The organism is Pseudonocardia oceanicola, from assembly GCF_047200735.1.
Classification (GTDB): domain Bacteria; phylum Actinomycetota; class Actinomycetes; order Mycobacteriales; family Pseudonocardiaceae; genus Pseudonocardia.
Genome location: NZ_JBJZON010000014.1, coordinates 116,432 through 130,395, shown reverse-complemented (window position 1 = coordinate 130,395; position 13,964 = coordinate 116,432). Strand labels below are relative to the sequence as shown.

The following is a 13,964-nucleotide window of genomic DNA, read 5'->3' as shown; positions in this document are numbered from 1 at the left end:
TGGGCGGGCCAGGGTACCGACATCGACGGCCCGCCGAAGCGGCCGATCGGCGCAGCGCACAGGGTCGGGCCGTCCGGGGAACGGCGGACGCGACGCAGGTCGTCGACCCGGACACCGCCCGCGGGCCGATCCGGATCCGTAGGGTCCGCTGAGTGAGCGGCACCTACACCCACGGCCACCACGAGTCGGTCCTGCGCTCACACCGCAACCGGACCGTCGAGAACTCGGCCGCGTACCTCGCGCCACTGCTCCGGCCCGGGCTCGACGTGCTCGACGTCGGCTGCGGCCCCGGCACGATCACCCACGACCTCGCCGTGCGCGTCGCGCCGGGTCGGGTCAAGGGGATCGACCTCGTCGAGGCACCGCTCGCGGAGGCCCGGGCGGCGGGCGGGGGCGTCGAGTTCGCCGTGGACGACGTCTACGGGCTCGCCGACCCCGACGAGTCCTACGACGTCGTCCACGCCCACCAGGTTCTGCAGCACCTGTCCGACCCGGTCGCCGCGCTGCGCGAGATGCGCCGGGTCGCCCGCCCCGGCGGGGTCGTCGCCGCGCGGGACGCGGACTACGCGGCCTTCACCTGGTTCCCGCACGACGAGCGGCTCGACGCCTGGCTCGTCCTCTTCCGGGCCGTCGCGCACAGCAACCACGCCGAGCCCGACGCCGGCCGGCGCCTCCTCGCCTGGGCGCGCGCCGCCGGGTTCGCCGAGATCACCCCGTCCGCCTCGGTGTGGTGCTACGCCACGCCGGAGACCCGCGCCTGGTGGGGCGGGCTGTGGGCGGAGCGGATCGTGTCGTCGTCGATCGCGACCCAGGCGGTGGAGCGCGGCCTCGCCGCCCGCGCCGACCTGGAGGACATGGCCGCCGGCTGGCGGGCCTGGGCCGCGAGCCCGGACGGCTGGTTCCTCGTGCCCCACGGCGAGATCCTGGCGCGGGCCTGAGCGACCGTTCGGCGAATCATCCTGAACGAACGCTCAGCCGCACACCACCTGGCGGGACGGCCGCTGGGAGATCCGGACGGACGGCGGCGAGGAGCTGACCGCCACCCACCGCGTCTTCGCGACGGGCTGCCTGTCCGTGCCCGGACCTCACGCCTCCCGCACGTCCGGCCCGTCGACCTGCGGAAGACGCCGATCGTCGCGGTCGAGCCGACCGGCGTGCGGACCACCGACGAGCTCGTCGAGGTCGACGACCTGGTCCTCGCCACCGGGTTCGACGCGATGACGGGCGCGCTGCTGGCCGTCGACGTCCGCGGCCGGGACGGCGTGCGGCTGCGCGACGCCTGGGCCGCGGGCCCGAGCACCTACCTGGGCCTGGCATCGCCGGGTTCCCGAACCTGTTCACCGTCACCGGGCCGGGGAGCCCGTCGGTGCTGTCGAACTTGCTCGTGTCGATCGAGCAGCACGTCGAGTGGATCACCGACTGCCTCGCCGCGCCGGCCGCGCGGACGATCGAGGCGGACGAGCAGGCTCAGGAACGGTGGACCGCGCACGTCGCCGAGGCCGGCGCGCAGACCGTGATGCACCACGCGAACTCGTGGCACCTGGGCGCGAACGTGCCGGACAAGCCCCGGGTCCTGCTGCCGTACGTCGGCGGGGTGGGCCCCTACCGGCAGATCTGCGACGACGTCGCCGCCCGGGCTACGAGGGCTTCCGGCTGACCGAGACCGCGTAGCCGCCGCCGGTGTAGGGCTCGCGGTCCCAGGTCGCGAAGCGGTCCTCGGCCACGAGCCCGGCGGCGGCGCACCAGCTGTCGTACTCGTCGAGGCCGGGCCAGCCGACCTGCAGGCTGAACCCGGCGACGAGCCGGCCGCCCGGGCCCAGGTGTCGGGCGCTGCCGGCCACGACCCCGGCCCGCTCCCGCGCGTAGGGGATCACGTTGCCGGCCAGCACGACGACGTCGAAGCGCTCGGGGATCGCCAGGTCCTCCAGTCCGCACTGGATCCAGCGCAGCTCCGGGGCCCGGGCGCGCGCGGCGGCGATCATGTCCGGGTCCGGGTCGACGCCGATCACCGCGATCCCCCGGCGCGCCAGCTCGATCCCCACGCGCCCGGTACCGCAGCCGCCGTCGAGCACCGACGCCGGCTCGTACGCGGCGACCAGATCCGCCTCGCCGTGCACGTTCTTCCCGGCCGCGGCGAGCGCCGCCCAGCGCTCGTCGTAGCGGCCGACGTCGACCGTGTCCTTCCACTGCGACCAGTTCTCCGGCAACGACACGCCCGCCAGCCTAAGGGGCGTCAGGCCGGAGCGCGTGCGGCGAGGCGCCTGCGCAGCCACCGCCCGAGTCGCATCCCGCGGTAGTGCGGGTGCACGAGCAGGACGACCTCCTCGTCGCCCGGTGCCGACCCCTCCAGCGCGGCACCGAGCCCGACCAGCGTGCCCGTCTCGTCGCGCACCACGAGGGCCGGCCCCCGGGGCGTGACGAGCAGCTGGCGGAGCTCGCGGTCGGTCCAGCGGGCGGAGTAGCTCTCCCCCGGCCCGAGCGCGGCCAGGCAGGCACAGAGCAGGTCCTCGAGGGCACCCACCTCGTCCCCGGTAGCGGGCTCGGCGACCAGCTCGTCGCCGGAGAGCAGCACGATGTCCCACCGCGGCCGGACCGGCTCGAGGTGCGCCGCGCGCAGGAACGCCTCCGCGCGGGCCTGCTCGGTCACCGTGAACGGCGCCCAGTCGCGCATCGCGACCAGCCAGCCGCCGTGCGGGGCGGGGACGGCGAGGACGTGCGGATGGTGCGGCGGCTCGACCGGCCGGAGCCGGACGTCGTCGGCATGGACGAGCGCACCCAGGCCGCGGGCCAGCGCGGAGTCGTCACCCGCGGCGGCGCCGCCGACCGCCTGGACGGCGAGGTCGAGGGCGCGGGTGGGCGCGTCCACCAGGTCGTGCGGGTCCGCGGGGGTGACCAGGACGGCACCCGGATCCTTCGTGCCGAGCCCCTCCCGGATGGCCCGGGCCAGCTCGTCGGCGCCGCGGGCGGACCCGACGAACATCTCGTCGACGACCGAGCGCGAGTCCTGCCCGTGCACGGCGAGCCCGAGGATGTTGCCCTCGGCGCCGGCGACCGCCTCGGTGAGCCGGGCGAGCGCACCGGACTCGTCGGGCAGCCGGACGCGGACCTTGTGCAGGACCTGCGGGTCCTCGGGGCCACCGCCGCCCCGGCCACCAGGCTGCTCCTCGCGCGGCGCCGGCTGGTCCGGGACGAGGCGCAGGTGCGGGGGCGGGGTGGCCGCGGCGCTGCCGTGGATCAGCGCCTGGCCGGGCCCGACGGCGCGGTGCCCGACCGCCCGCAGCGCGGCCCACATCGTCACCTGGTTGGCCGTGATCACGGGCTTGCCGAGCAGCCGCTCGAGCGGCGCGATCACGTCGTAGGTGGACAGGTTGGTGCAGCTGATGAAGACGGCCTCGGCCTCGGGCCGGTCCGCGGCGCGGACCGCGCGCACGACCTCCTCGTAGGACACCCGCCAGATCTGGCCGAGCAGCCCCAACCCGACGCTCGCGACGGTCTCGATCCCGTGCGCGACGAGGAACTCCTCCAGCCGTCGGGTCAGGTCGTCCACATAGGGCGTGACGACGGCGACACGGGTGGCGTCGAGCGAGCGCAGGCCCGCCACGAGCGCTCCGGCCGTGGTGAGCGCGTGCGGCGCGCCGGCCTCGCGGATCACCCCGGTCAGCGCGATCTCGCCCGCCGCGCCGTCGACGAAGCTGCCCGAGGTGCAGGCGTAGGCGACCACGCCCGGCTCGGGGACCAGGACGTCGCGGGTCGCGCGACGGACCGGCTCCGGGTCCGAGATCGCCCGCGCCATCTCGGCGGTGACCGGCGACGGCACGAACGGGGTCCGCGTGACGTGCAGGGCCGCGTCGTCGGGCACCCAGCGCCACAGCTCGCGGTCGAGCGCGAAGTCGAACGGCACGATGACCCCGACCCCGGAGGTCGGCGACGGACCGGGCGCCGCCAGCGCCTCCGCGCCGTGCACACGACCGCCCACGGGGCCCCCGACGCTCTCCTGCATACCGCCACGGTGGATCTCCCGTGTGTCCGCACCGGATCCGGCGCGTTACCGGGAGGTAAGGGGGCCGGACATCGCGGCGAGCCGCAGCTCAGCGGGATGTGATCCCCGCGGTCGTCGGCGGCGAGATCCCCTCGGCCTCCGCGTGCCGGCGCAGGGTGGTGAGCGCGCGGTGCTGCATCGCGCGGACCGCGCCCGGCGTGCTGCCGACGACCGCCGCCGTCTCGTCGGCGGACAGGCCCAGCGCGACCCGCAGCACCAGAACCTCGCGGGCGGCCGCGCTCAGCCGGTCGAGGGCCGGCCGCAGGCGCGCGACGTCGTCGTGCACCAGCGCCCGCTCCTCGGGTCCGGCCGAGCGGTCCGGGCGGTCCGGGACCAGGTCGGCCAGCTCCGGACTGCGCGCGGCGGCGCGGTAGGCGTCGCCCACCTCGTGCACGGCGATCCGGTGCACCAGCGCCAGGAACGGCCGGCCACGGTCCTCGTACCGGGGCAGCGCCCCGAGCACCCCGATGCAGACCTGCTGGGCCAGGTCCTCGGCCGTCAGGCCCGGCAGGACGGTCCCCATCCGCGCGCGGCAGTAGCGCAGCGCGAACGGCCGCACGATCCGCAGGACCTCCGCGACGGCCGCCGGATCCCCCGCCGACGCCCGCGCCACCGTCTCCCGGTCCGGTCCGTCCGGCCGCCTCGCGCGCTCCCCCGTGTCTCGTCTCCCCCTCAGCACCACCCCTCGACCTTGGCCCGAACCGCTCTCCGAGCGGTAGCAGGGCGCTGAGAGGAGCCTGTGAGCCGCTCCGGCGACCACATCGTCGGCATGATCCCGTCGGCGGTCCCGGCGGCGCGCATGCCGAGGGTCGCGTGGTGCAACGGGACCGCGACCGGTGCGGGCTGCGGCAGGTGCGTGGTCGGACCCTTGCCGGCGAACCAGTCCCGCAGCTCGGCGGTGTAGCGCACCAGGTCGCCGGCCGGGTCGTCCATGGCGATGCCGAGCGCGCCGTTGACCGGCCGGTGGCTGACCCCGAGCCCGAGGACGAGGCGGCCGCCGGTGTCGTCGGCGACCAGTTCGGCGCCCTTCGCGAGCACGTACGAGTGGCGCAGGTAGCTGCCGGCCACCCGCGCACCTGCGTACTCAGCCCTCCGCGGCCGGGGTGGGCAGGTGGTCGTCCACGGAGCCGTCGCCGTAGAGGGCGACGAGGCCGGCGGCGATCCACATGAGGGCGGCGAGGTAGTCGTCGCCCAGTTCCTCGGCGACCGGGCCGATCGCCCCGGAGCGCTCCTCCTCGGAGCCCAGGATCCCGATCACCCGGTCGACGGCGGCCGCGGGCTCCTCGCCGAGCGTGGACCGCACCCACTCCGGGACGCGGGCACGCGCGGCCGCCGGGATCGGGCGCGGGCCACGGTTGGCGAGCCAGCCGAGCAGGACCGCGAAGGCGAGGGCCTGGGCGGGCGCCGCGGTGGGGTCGTCCGGCGACGGTCCGGGCGGCGCGATCTCACCGTCCGACGCCACCAGGCACCGCACCTCCTCGCGCGCGGGCTCCGGCGACGACGAGGCGAGCGTGTCCGCGACGGCCCGCCGGACCCGGTCGTCAATGATCTCGACGACCAGGTCGTGCTCGTCGGCCCCGGCGAGCGCGTCGACGTTGCCCTCCAGCACCTCGAGCCACTCGGGGTTGCCGTCGTAGGGGCCGACCGCCCGCACCGTACGGATCTCCGCGACGGCGTGGCGCATCTCCTCGACGGCCGCCAGCTCCCCGCCGGGATCAGGCGCGGAGGCGTCGGCCGGTCCGTACTCGTCGAGACCGGGGAGCGTCACGACGGGGCGCGGCCGCTCCTGCGGCCGCGTGACCTTCTTCCGCCGCGCCGCGACCTTGGCCGCCCGCTTCTGGCCCCGCGACTGTTGCTTCTTCCCCACACCGCTCCTCGGACGCGTTCCGGCGCGGGCCGGTCCTCACGAGCAGACCGCCCCCTGCGCCGCCGACCCCACGAGTCTCGCGTACTTGGCCAGCACGCCCCGACGCCGCCCCGCGTCGCGCGGCGTCCAGTCGGCCCGCCGCTTCTCCAGCTCCTCCTCCCCGACGTCGAGGTCGAGGGTCCGGGTGGCCATGTTCAGCACGATCGGATCGCCGTCCTGCACCAGCGCGATCGGGCCGCCGTCGGTCGCCTCCGGCGCCACGTGCCCGATGCACAGGCCGGTCGTCGCCCCGGAGAAGCGGCCGTCGGTGACCAGCAACACCTCCTTGCCCAGCCCGGCCCCCTTGATCATCCCGGTGACGGCGAGCATCTCCCGCATCCCCGGGCCGCCGCGCGGGCCCTCGTACCGGATCACCACGACGTCGCCCGGGACGACGGTGCCGTCGCCGACCGCGTCGAGTGCGCCCTGCTCGCCGTCGAACACCCGCGCGCGGCCGCGGAACTCGGCGGCGTCGAACCCGGCGCTCTTCACCACGGCGCCGTCCGGGGCGAGCGAGCCGCGCAGGATGGTGATCCCGCCCGTCGGGTGGATGGGGTCGCCCAGCGCGCGGATCACCGTGCCGTCGAGGTCCGGCGGGTCGATCTCCGCGAGGTTCTCGGCCACGGTGCGCCCGGTGCAGGTGAGGGCGTCGCCGTGCAGGAGCCCGGCGTCGAGCAGCGCCTTCATCACCACGGGCACCCCGCCGACCTGGTCGACCGTGCTCATCACGTGGGCGCCGAAGGGCTTGACGTCGGCCAGGTGCGGGACGCGGTCGCCGATCCGGTTGAAGTCGTCGAGCTCCAGCGGCACCCCGGCCTCGGCCGCGATGGCGAGCAGGTGCAGCACGGCGTTGGTCGACCCGCCGAACGCCAGGACGACCGCGATCGCGTTCTCGAACGCCTCCCGGGTCATGATCTGCCGGGCGGTGATCCCCTTCTCCAGCAGGCCGATCACGGCCTCGCCGGACTCGCGGGCGATGCCGTCACGCCGCCGGTCGACCGCGGGCGGGCTGGCCGAGCCCGGCAGCGCCATGCCCAGCGCCTCGGCCGCGCTGGCCATCGTGTTCGCCGTGTACATGCCCCCGCACGCGCCCTCGCCGGGGCAGATCGCGCGCTCGATCTCGGTCAGCTCCTCGCGGCTGATCAGCCCGCGCGCGCACGCCCCGACGGCCTCGAACGCGTCGGCGATGTTGACCTCGCGCCCGTCGACGTGGCCGGGCAGGATCGACCCGGCGTAGACGAACACCCCCGCGAGGTCGAGCCGGGCCGCAGCCATCAGCATCCCGGGCAGGGACTTGTCGCAGCCGGCGAGCAGGACGGTGCCGTCGAGCCGCTCGGCCTCCACGACCGTCTCCACCGAGTCGGCGATGATCTCGCGGCTGACCAGCGAGTAGTGCATGCCGACGTGGCCCATGGAGATGCCGTCGGACACCGAGATCGTGCCGAACTCCATCGGGTAGCCGCCCGCGCGGTGCACGCCCTCCTTCGCCGCCTGCGCCAGCCGCTGCAGCGACAGGTTGCACGGGGTGATCTCGTTCCAGCTCGACGCGATGCCGATCTGCGGTCTCTCGAAGTCCGCGTCGCGCATCCCGACCGCCCGGAGCATGCCGCGGGCGGCCGTGCGCTCGATGCCGTCGGTGACCTGGCGGGACCGGGGCTTGAGATCGGGCATGCGGCACTCCTCGTCGATCGCGATCCGTGGTGGGCTCGGTGCGGATTCCCACGTGCCATCGTGCTCCCTCGCGGCCGCCTCGGCAGCCCCTCGGGGCACAAGATCGACGAAGGACGATCCGGACTCCGGACACGTCCGGTCGACTTGCGGTCACGGCCCGTCACCTGTACCGCGCGCCGTCGTTGCGGCTTCGAGAACGGGCGAAGGGACGACGAGAAGATGGCACGACACGCCTGGCGCGCCGAGGGCGGCCGGCGACGCATCACCGGGCTCGCCGCGGCCGGCGCGCTCACCGCGCTGCTCGGCGGCGCGGCCCTCACCGGCGCGGCGTTCGCCGACGACGGTCACCACTGGAACCACACCGACGGCACGCCCTGTTCGAAGCACGCGCGGGCGTGCGTCGACCTCGCGAGCAACCAGGCGTGGCTGATCCACGACGGGACGATCACCCGCGGCCCGGTCGGCATCTCGCACGGCGGGCAGGGCAAGGAGACCCCCACGGGGGACTTCGAGGTCCAGTGGAAGGACAAGACCCACAAGTCCGGCGAGTTCGACGACGCGCCGATGCCGTACTCGGTGTTCTTCGCCGACGGCGGCATCGCCTTCCACGAGGGCAACCCGCAGAACCCCTCCGCGGGCTGCGTCCACCTCGCCCACGACGACGCCGTCGCCTGGTTCGAGGACCTGGAGGTCGGTGACCCGGTGGAGATCCACTGAACCGGTGACCGGCGGAGGTCGCCGGCGCGACCGCCGCGGGGCACGCACGCGAAGGGCCCCGCACCTCGGGTGAGGTGCGGGGCCCTTCGACCTGCGCGGGTCAGTTCGTGGCGCGGTCCCGGCGGACGTTGGCCCGCCGGCCCTTGAGGGTGGTGACGCCGCGCAGCGAGCGCAGCACGTCGTCCGCCGCGTGCTCGGGGATCTCGACCAGCGTGTGCCGCTCGTGGATCTGGATGGCCCCGATGTCGCGGCCCGACAGCCGCGACTCGTTGGCCAGCGCCCCCACGATGTCCTGCGGGCGGATGCCCGCGGCCCGGCCGGCGGAGACGAACAGGCGCGTCGCGCCCTCCTTCGGCGGACGGGCGCCTTGGCCACGGCTGCCGAAGCGGCCGCCCTCGCGCGGGCCACCGCGGTCACCGCGGTCGCGGGGACCCCGGCCCTCGCGGGGCGCGGACATGGTCGGGATGTCGACCTCGTCGTCCGGGGTGGTCGTGCCTGCCCGCACCAGCCGCACGGCCGCGGCCGCCACGTCCGCCGGGTCGAACTCGTCGGCCAGGGACTCGATCACGGCGAGGACGCCGTCGGGGTCCGAGTCCGCGTCCTGCCGCAGGTCGGCGACGATCTGCTCCTGCAGCTGCGCGCGGGTGCGGTCCAGCCGGGCCTGCTTGAGGTCCGCGACGGTGGGCACCGGGGCGACCGGCACGCTCTTACCGATCAGCCGCTCGATGTTGCGCAGGTGCCGGATCGCGCCGTTCGGGACGAGCGTGATCGCGACGCCCTCGCGCCCTGCGCGGCCGACCCGACCGATGCGGTGCACGTAGGCCTCGGGCGACTTCGGCACGTCGTGGTTCACGACGTGCGAGAGCTGCTCGATGTCCAGGCCGCGGGCCGCGACGTCCGTGGCGACCAGCAGGTCGGTGCGGCCGTTGCGCAGCCGCTCGACGACGCGGGTGCGGTGTTCCTGGTCCATGCCGCCGTGCAGCGCCTCGGCCCGCAGGCCGCGGGCGGTGAGGGTCTCGGTGACGGCGTCGACGTCCGCGCGGGTGCGGCAGAACACGATGGCCGCGGTGGGCCGCTCGAGCTCCAGGATCCGGCCCAGCGCGGTGGTCGTGTGCGTGCGCGGCACCATGTAGGCGGTCTGCCGCACGCGCGGCGCCTCGCCCGCCGGGACCTCCTCGCGGGCGATCCGCACGGTGACGGGGTTGCGCAGGTACTCGCGGGCCAGCGACTCGATGCGCCGCGGCATGGTGGCGGAGAACAGTACCGCCTGCCGCTCGTCCGGGGTGGCCTGCAGGATCGTCTCGATGTCCTCGGCGAAGCCCATGTCGAGCATCTCGTCGGCCTCGTCGAGCACGACGGTCTCGAGCGCGTCGAGGGACAGCGCGCCGCGGTTCATCAGGTCGATCGCGCGGCCCGGGGTGGCCACGACGACGTCGACGCCGCGCTTGAGGGCGCCGAGCTGCGGGCCGATCGGGGCGCCGCCGTACACGGCGAGCACGCGCGCGCCGATCTCGGAGCCGTAGCGGGTGATCGCGTCGTTGACCTGCATGGCCAGCTCGCGGGTGGGGGCGAGGACCAGGCCGAACGGGCGGCGCTCGGCCCTGCGGTCGGTCCCGCTCAGGCGCTGCAGCATCGGCAGGGCGAACGCGGCGGTCTTGCCGGTGCCGGTGGCGGCCTGCCCCAGCAGGTCGCGGCCCCCGATCAGCGAGGGGATCGCCTCGGCCTGGATCGGGCTGGGGCTCTCGTAGCCGAGCTCGGCCAGGACGCCGAGGAGGCCGGGCGCGAGGCCCAGCTCGGCGAAGCCGCCGCCGGCGGCGTCGGTGTCGGGCCCGCCGTCGTGCTCGGGCTCGTTCTCGGGGTCGTTCCCGGCCTCGCGGTCGGCCTCAGGGCCGGCGGCGAGGTCGTCCTCGAAGTCGGTGGTGTCGTTCTCGGGCAGGTCCAGCAGAGTGCTCACTCATGTCCTCGTCGCAGCGGGGTGGCCGTCCGACATCCGGACGGACGACGCACCCGCGGGGAAGCCCGCGGGCCCGGAGCGGCTCGGTGCCGCCGGAGAAGGACCATGGGGCTCTCGGCTGACGTCATCGCTGACAGCCGACGGCACCCATTGTCACACGTGGGTCGCGGGAGATCGCGGCGGGCCGGTCCTGCCCGCCGACACAGGGGTCAACACCTGCCGGGGCCGGCCTGTTCCCCACCGTTCCCGCCCTGTTCAGCTCCTTGATCGCGACCCGACCGTGATCACGGGCCGACCGGGCCGTGGGTCCGGTCACCATTCCACCTGTCGTTCACCCGGGACCGCCACCCTCGCAAGGTGAGCGTCTCGCTGCCCTTCGCCCTGCGCACCCCGGCCAACCTCCGCGACGTCGGTGGCCTGCCGACCATCGACGGCCGGCGGCTGCGTGCCGGCGAGTACCTGCGCAGCGACGCCCCACAGCCCGGTGACCTGGGGACACCGGCTCCCGGCACGGTCGTGGACCTGCGCTCGCGCGCCGAGACGCGCGGCCTGTCACATCCCCTGGCGGAGATCGCCGACGTGCACGAGGTGCCGCTGGGCGCCTCGCTCGCGCCCGAGGTCGTGGCCGCCACGCCCGCGGACCGACGCGACATCGCGTGGGCCTATCGGCTGCTCGTGACGGAGGCCGCACCCGCGCTGGCCCGGATCCTCCGGATCGTCGCACGCTCCCGCGGCCCGGTACTGGTGCACTGCGCGGCGGGCAAGGACCGCACCGGCATCGTCACGGCGGTGGTGCTCGGCGCGGTCGGGGTGCCGCGCGAGCACGTCGTGGCCGACTACCTGCGCACCAACGAGAACCTGACCCGGTTGTGGGCGCGGCTGGAGGCGACCGGGGTCCCGCTGCCCGACGACGTCGCGGGCCTGGTCGGCGTCGACGGTGCGGCCCTGGAGGCGGTGCTCGACGACATGGACGCCCACCCGGGCGGCCTGCGCGGGCACCTGCTGGCGCACGGGACCGACCCGGACGACCTCGACCTGCTCGCCCGCCGCCTCGTCGGCTGACGACGCACGAACGGCGCCCTCGCTCACTCCTCGTGAACGAGAGCGCCGTTCGTCCTGCTCACGCCTCGTGAGTGGCGATCGTCGCCATAGCGACCATCGCCACTCACGGGTCACTTGAAACCGGCGCGCTTGAGGGCGTCGGCCATCGCGTTGTTCAGCGGGGCGGGCTTCTCCTGGCGGTTCCGCTGCCCGCCCTGCCGGCCGCCCTGGCCCTGCCGACCCTGGCCGCCCTTGCCGCCGCGGTCACCCTGACCGCCGCGGCCGCCCTGGCCCTTGCCGCCGCCCTGCCGGTCGCGATCGCCGCGCGGGCGGTCCCCGCCGCCGCGGTTCTGCCGGCCGCCGGCACCACCCCTGCCCGGCTCGTCGTCGAGACGCAGGGTGAGCGAGATCCGCTTGCGGTCCTCGTCGACCTCGAGCACCTTGACCTTGACCACGTCGCCGGACTTCACGACCTCGCGCGGGTCCGACACGAACTGCGTGGACATCGCCGAGACGTGCACGAGGCCGTCCTGGTGCACGCCGACGTCGACGAACGCGCCGAAGGCGGCGACGTTCGTCACCACGCCCTCGAGCACCATCCCCGGCCGCAGGTCCGCGATCTTGTGCACGCCCTCGGCGAAGGTCGCGGTCCGGAAGGCCGGGCGCGGGTCGCGGCCCGGCTTCTCCAGCTCGGCGAGGATGTCGCCGACCGTCGGGAGCCCGAACCGGTCGTCGACGAACCGCTGCGGCTGCAGGTTCTTCAGCTTCGTGGTGTTGCCGATCAGCTCGTCGATGCCGACCTTGGCCGCGTCGACCATCTTCCGGACGACCGGGTAGGCCTCGGGGTGCACGCCGGAGACGTCGAGCGGCTCGTCGCCGCCGCGGATGCGGAGGAAGCCGGCGCACTGCTCGAAGGCCTTCGGCCCCAGTCGCGGGACGTCGACGAGCGCGGTGCGGGTGCGGAAGGGCCCGTTCGCGTCCCGGTGCGTGACGATCGCCGCGGCCAGCGACTCGCTGATGCCCGACACCCGGCGCAGGAGCGGCGCGGAGGCGCTGTTGAGGTCGACGCCGACCGCGTTCACGCAGTCCTCGACGACCGCGTCGAGCGAGCGGGACAGCGCCGCCTCCGGCAGGTCGTGCTGGTACTGCCCGACGCCGATGGACTTCGGGTCGATCTTCACCAGCTCGGCGAGCGGGTCCTGCAGCCGGCGGGCGATGGACACCGCGCCGCGCAGCGACACGTCGAGGTTCGGCAGCTCGGCCGACGCGTACGCCGAGGCCGAGTAGACCGACGCGCCCGCCTCGCTGACCATCACCTTGGTCATCTTGAGCCCGGGGTTCATCGCGACGAGCTCCCCGGCCAGCTTGTCCGTCTCGCGGGAGGCGGTGCCGTTGCCGATGGCGATCAGGTCCACGGAGTGCTCGGCGGCCAGCCTCGTGAGCGTGACGAGCGCGCCGTTCCAGTCCTTGCGCGGCTCGTGCGGGTAGATCGTGTCCGTGGCGACGACCTTGCCGGTGCCGTCGACCACGGCGACCTTGACACCGGTGCGCAGGCCCGGGTCGAGGCCCATCGTCGCGCGGGTGCCGGCCGGCGCGGCGAGCAGCAGGTCGCGCAGGTTGGAGGCGAAGACGCCGATCGCGCCCTCCTCCGCGGCGGTGCGCAGCCGCACCCGGATGTCGATGCCCAGGTGCAGCAGGATCCGGGTGCGCCAGGTCCAGCGCACCACGTCGTTCAGCCACCGGTCCGCGGGGCGGCCCTGGTCGGAGATCCCGACGTGCGCGGCGATCAGGGTCTCCCAGTCGCTGCGCTGCCCGGGCTCGAGGACCTCGGTGTCCGGCTCCAGGGAGACGTCGAGGACCTCCTCCTTCTCGCCGCGGAAGACCGCGAGGATGCGGTGGCTCGGCAGCGAGGTGAAGGCCTCGGAGAAGTCGAAGTAGTCCGCGAACTTGGCTCCCTCGGCCTCCTTGCCCGGGCGGACCTTCGACACCAGCACGCCGCGGCTCCACATCCGCTCGCGCAGGCCGCCGATGAGGTCGGGCTCCTCGGAGAAGCGCTCGACGAGGATCGCGCGGGCGCCCTCGAGCGCGGCGGCGGCGTCGGCGACGTTCTCGCCGAGATACTTCGCCGCCTCCTCCTCCGGGGTCAGCGAGGGGTCGGCCAGCAGCGCGTCGGCGAGCGGCTCGAGGCCGTTCTCGCGTGCGATCATGGCCTTGGTGCGGCGCTTGGGCTTGTAGGGCAGGTAGACGTCCTCGAGCCGGGCCTTCGACTCCGCGGCGAGGACCTGCTGCTCCAGCTCGGGGGTGAGCTTGCCCTGCCTGCGGATCTCCTCGAGCACGGCGGTCCGCCGCTCCTCCAGCTCACGCAGGTAGCGCAGCCGCTCCTCGAGGGTGCGGAGCTGGGCGTCGTCGAGCCCGCCCGTCGCCTCCTTCCGGTAGCGGGCCACGAACGGCACGGTCGACCCCTCGTCGAGAAGGTCGACGGCCGAGGCGACCTGGTGCCGGCGCACACCCAGCTCGTCGGCGATGCGCTGCTCGATCGACGGCTGGGGGGTGGGCTGCTGGGCCGAGGACTGCGGTGCCGACGCCACCCCGGTGGGGGCCGCGGAGGCCGCTGCGGGAACCGAACCTGTCACTCC

11 protein-coding genes and 1 pseudogene are annotated in these 13,964 nt (G+C 74.9%); 4 read left to right on the top strand and 8 right to left on the bottom strand.

Annotated features, from left to right (window positions below):
- Positions 1-152 precede the first annotated feature (152 nt).
- Together ACL02T_RS20270 and ACL02T_RS20265 are read left to right on the top strand one after the other, a co-directional pair.
- Entirely contained in the window at positions 153-938 is a 786-nt protein-coding gene (locus ACL02T_RS20270; protein WP_412832290.1) for a methyltransferase domain-containing protein, read from the top strand.
- A 428-nt stretch (positions 939-1,366) separates the two neighbouring features.
- The gene (locus ACL02T_RS20265; protein ID WP_412832289.1) at positions 1,367-1,657 is read left to right on the top strand and encodes a hypothetical protein; all 291 of its coding nucleotides are present in this window, start codon (positions 1,367-1,369) and stop codon (positions 1,655-1,657) included.
- Here ACL02T_RS20265 and ACL02T_RS20260 read toward each other — a convergent pair.
- From ACL02T_RS20260 to ilvD, 6 genes and pseudogenes are all read right to left on the bottom strand, one after another.
- Positions 1,638-2,213 carry a class I SAM-dependent methyltransferase gene (locus ACL02T_RS20260; protein WP_412832288.1) on the bottom strand — a complete coding sequence of 192 codons (576 nt, stop codon included), beginning with the start codon at positions 2,211-2,213 and terminating at the stop codon, positions 1,638-1,640. The two genes, ACL02T_RS20265 and ACL02T_RS20260, sit on opposite strands and share 20 nt — an antisense overlap.
- 1,022 nt (positions 2,214-3,235) lie before the next feature.
- Positions 3,236-4,000 (bottom strand): annotated as a pseudogene (locus tag ACL02T_RS20255) (maleate cis-trans isomerase family protein); the annotation flags it as partial.
- Between the two features lie 88 nt (positions 4,001-4,088).
- The gene (shbA, locus tag ACL02T_RS20250; protein WP_412832287.1) at positions 4,089-4,652 is read right to left on the bottom strand and encodes an RNA polymerase sigma factor ShbA; all 564 of its coding nucleotides are present in this window, start codon (positions 4,650-4,652) and stop codon (positions 4,089-4,091) included.
- Positions 4,653-4,711: 59 nt separating this feature from the next.
- A complete protein-coding gene (locus tag ACL02T_RS20245; protein WP_412832286.1) occupies positions 4,712-5,107 on the bottom strand; it encodes an LLM class flavin-dependent oxidoreductase in 396 nt (131 codons plus the stop codon).
- A 16-nt stretch (positions 5,108-5,123) separates the two neighbouring features.
- A complete protein-coding gene (locus ACL02T_RS20240) occupies positions 5,124-5,906 on the bottom strand; it encodes a hypothetical protein (protein ID WP_412832285.1) in 783 nt (260 codons plus the stop codon).
- A 36-nt stretch (positions 5,907-5,942) separates the two neighbouring features.
- A complete protein-coding gene (gene ilvD, locus ACL02T_RS20235) occupies positions 5,943-7,616 on the bottom strand; it encodes a dihydroxy-acid dehydratase (protein ID WP_412832284.1) in 1,674 nt (557 codons plus the stop codon).
- Positions 7,617-7,835: 219 nt separating this feature from the next.
- On the opposite strand from ilvD, the gene ACL02T_RS20230 reads away from it, so the two are divergent.
- Complete coding sequence (locus tag ACL02T_RS20230) at positions 7,836-8,333, top strand: L,D-transpeptidase (protein ID WP_412832283.1); 498 nt, start codon at positions 7,836-7,838, stop codon at positions 8,331-8,333.
- 100 nt (positions 8,334-8,433) lie between these two features.
- Here the strand turns inward: ACL02T_RS20230 and ACL02T_RS20225 are convergent, their stop codons facing one another.
- Positions 8,434-10,287: a DEAD/DEAH box helicase gene (locus ACL02T_RS20225; RefSeq protein ID WP_412832282.1), complete on the bottom strand. Its 1,854-nt coding sequence runs from the start codon at positions 10,285-10,287 to the stop codon at positions 8,434-8,436.
- Positions 10,288-10,644: 357 nt separating this feature from the next.
- Between ACL02T_RS20225 and ACL02T_RS20220 the strand changes: the two genes are divergently transcribed.
- The gene (locus tag ACL02T_RS20220) at positions 10,645-11,349 is read left to right on the top strand and encodes a tyrosine-protein phosphatase (RefSeq protein WP_412832281.1); all 705 of its coding nucleotides are present in this window, start codon (positions 10,645-10,647) and stop codon (positions 11,347-11,349) included.
- A 110-nt stretch (positions 11,350-11,459) separates the two neighbouring features.
- On the opposite strand, the gene ACL02T_RS20215 is transcribed toward ACL02T_RS20220, so the two are convergent.
- Positions 11,460-13,916, bottom strand: coding sequence for a Tex family protein (locus ACL02T_RS20215; protein WP_412832347.1), 2,457 nt, complete (start codon positions 13,914-13,916; stop codon positions 11,460-11,462).
- Positions 13,917-13,964 lie beyond the last annotated feature (48 nt).

Bases quoted from the DNA above. Each gene is read 5' to 3' on its own strand.
- ACL02T_RS20230 (WP_412832283.1), top strand. From the start codon at position 7,836: ATGGCACGACACGCCTGGCGCGCCGAGGGCGGCCGGCGACGCATCACC.
- ilvD (WP_412832284.1), bottom strand. From the start codon at position 7,616: ATGCCCGATCTCAAGCCCCGGTCCCGCCAGGTCACCGACGGCATCGAG.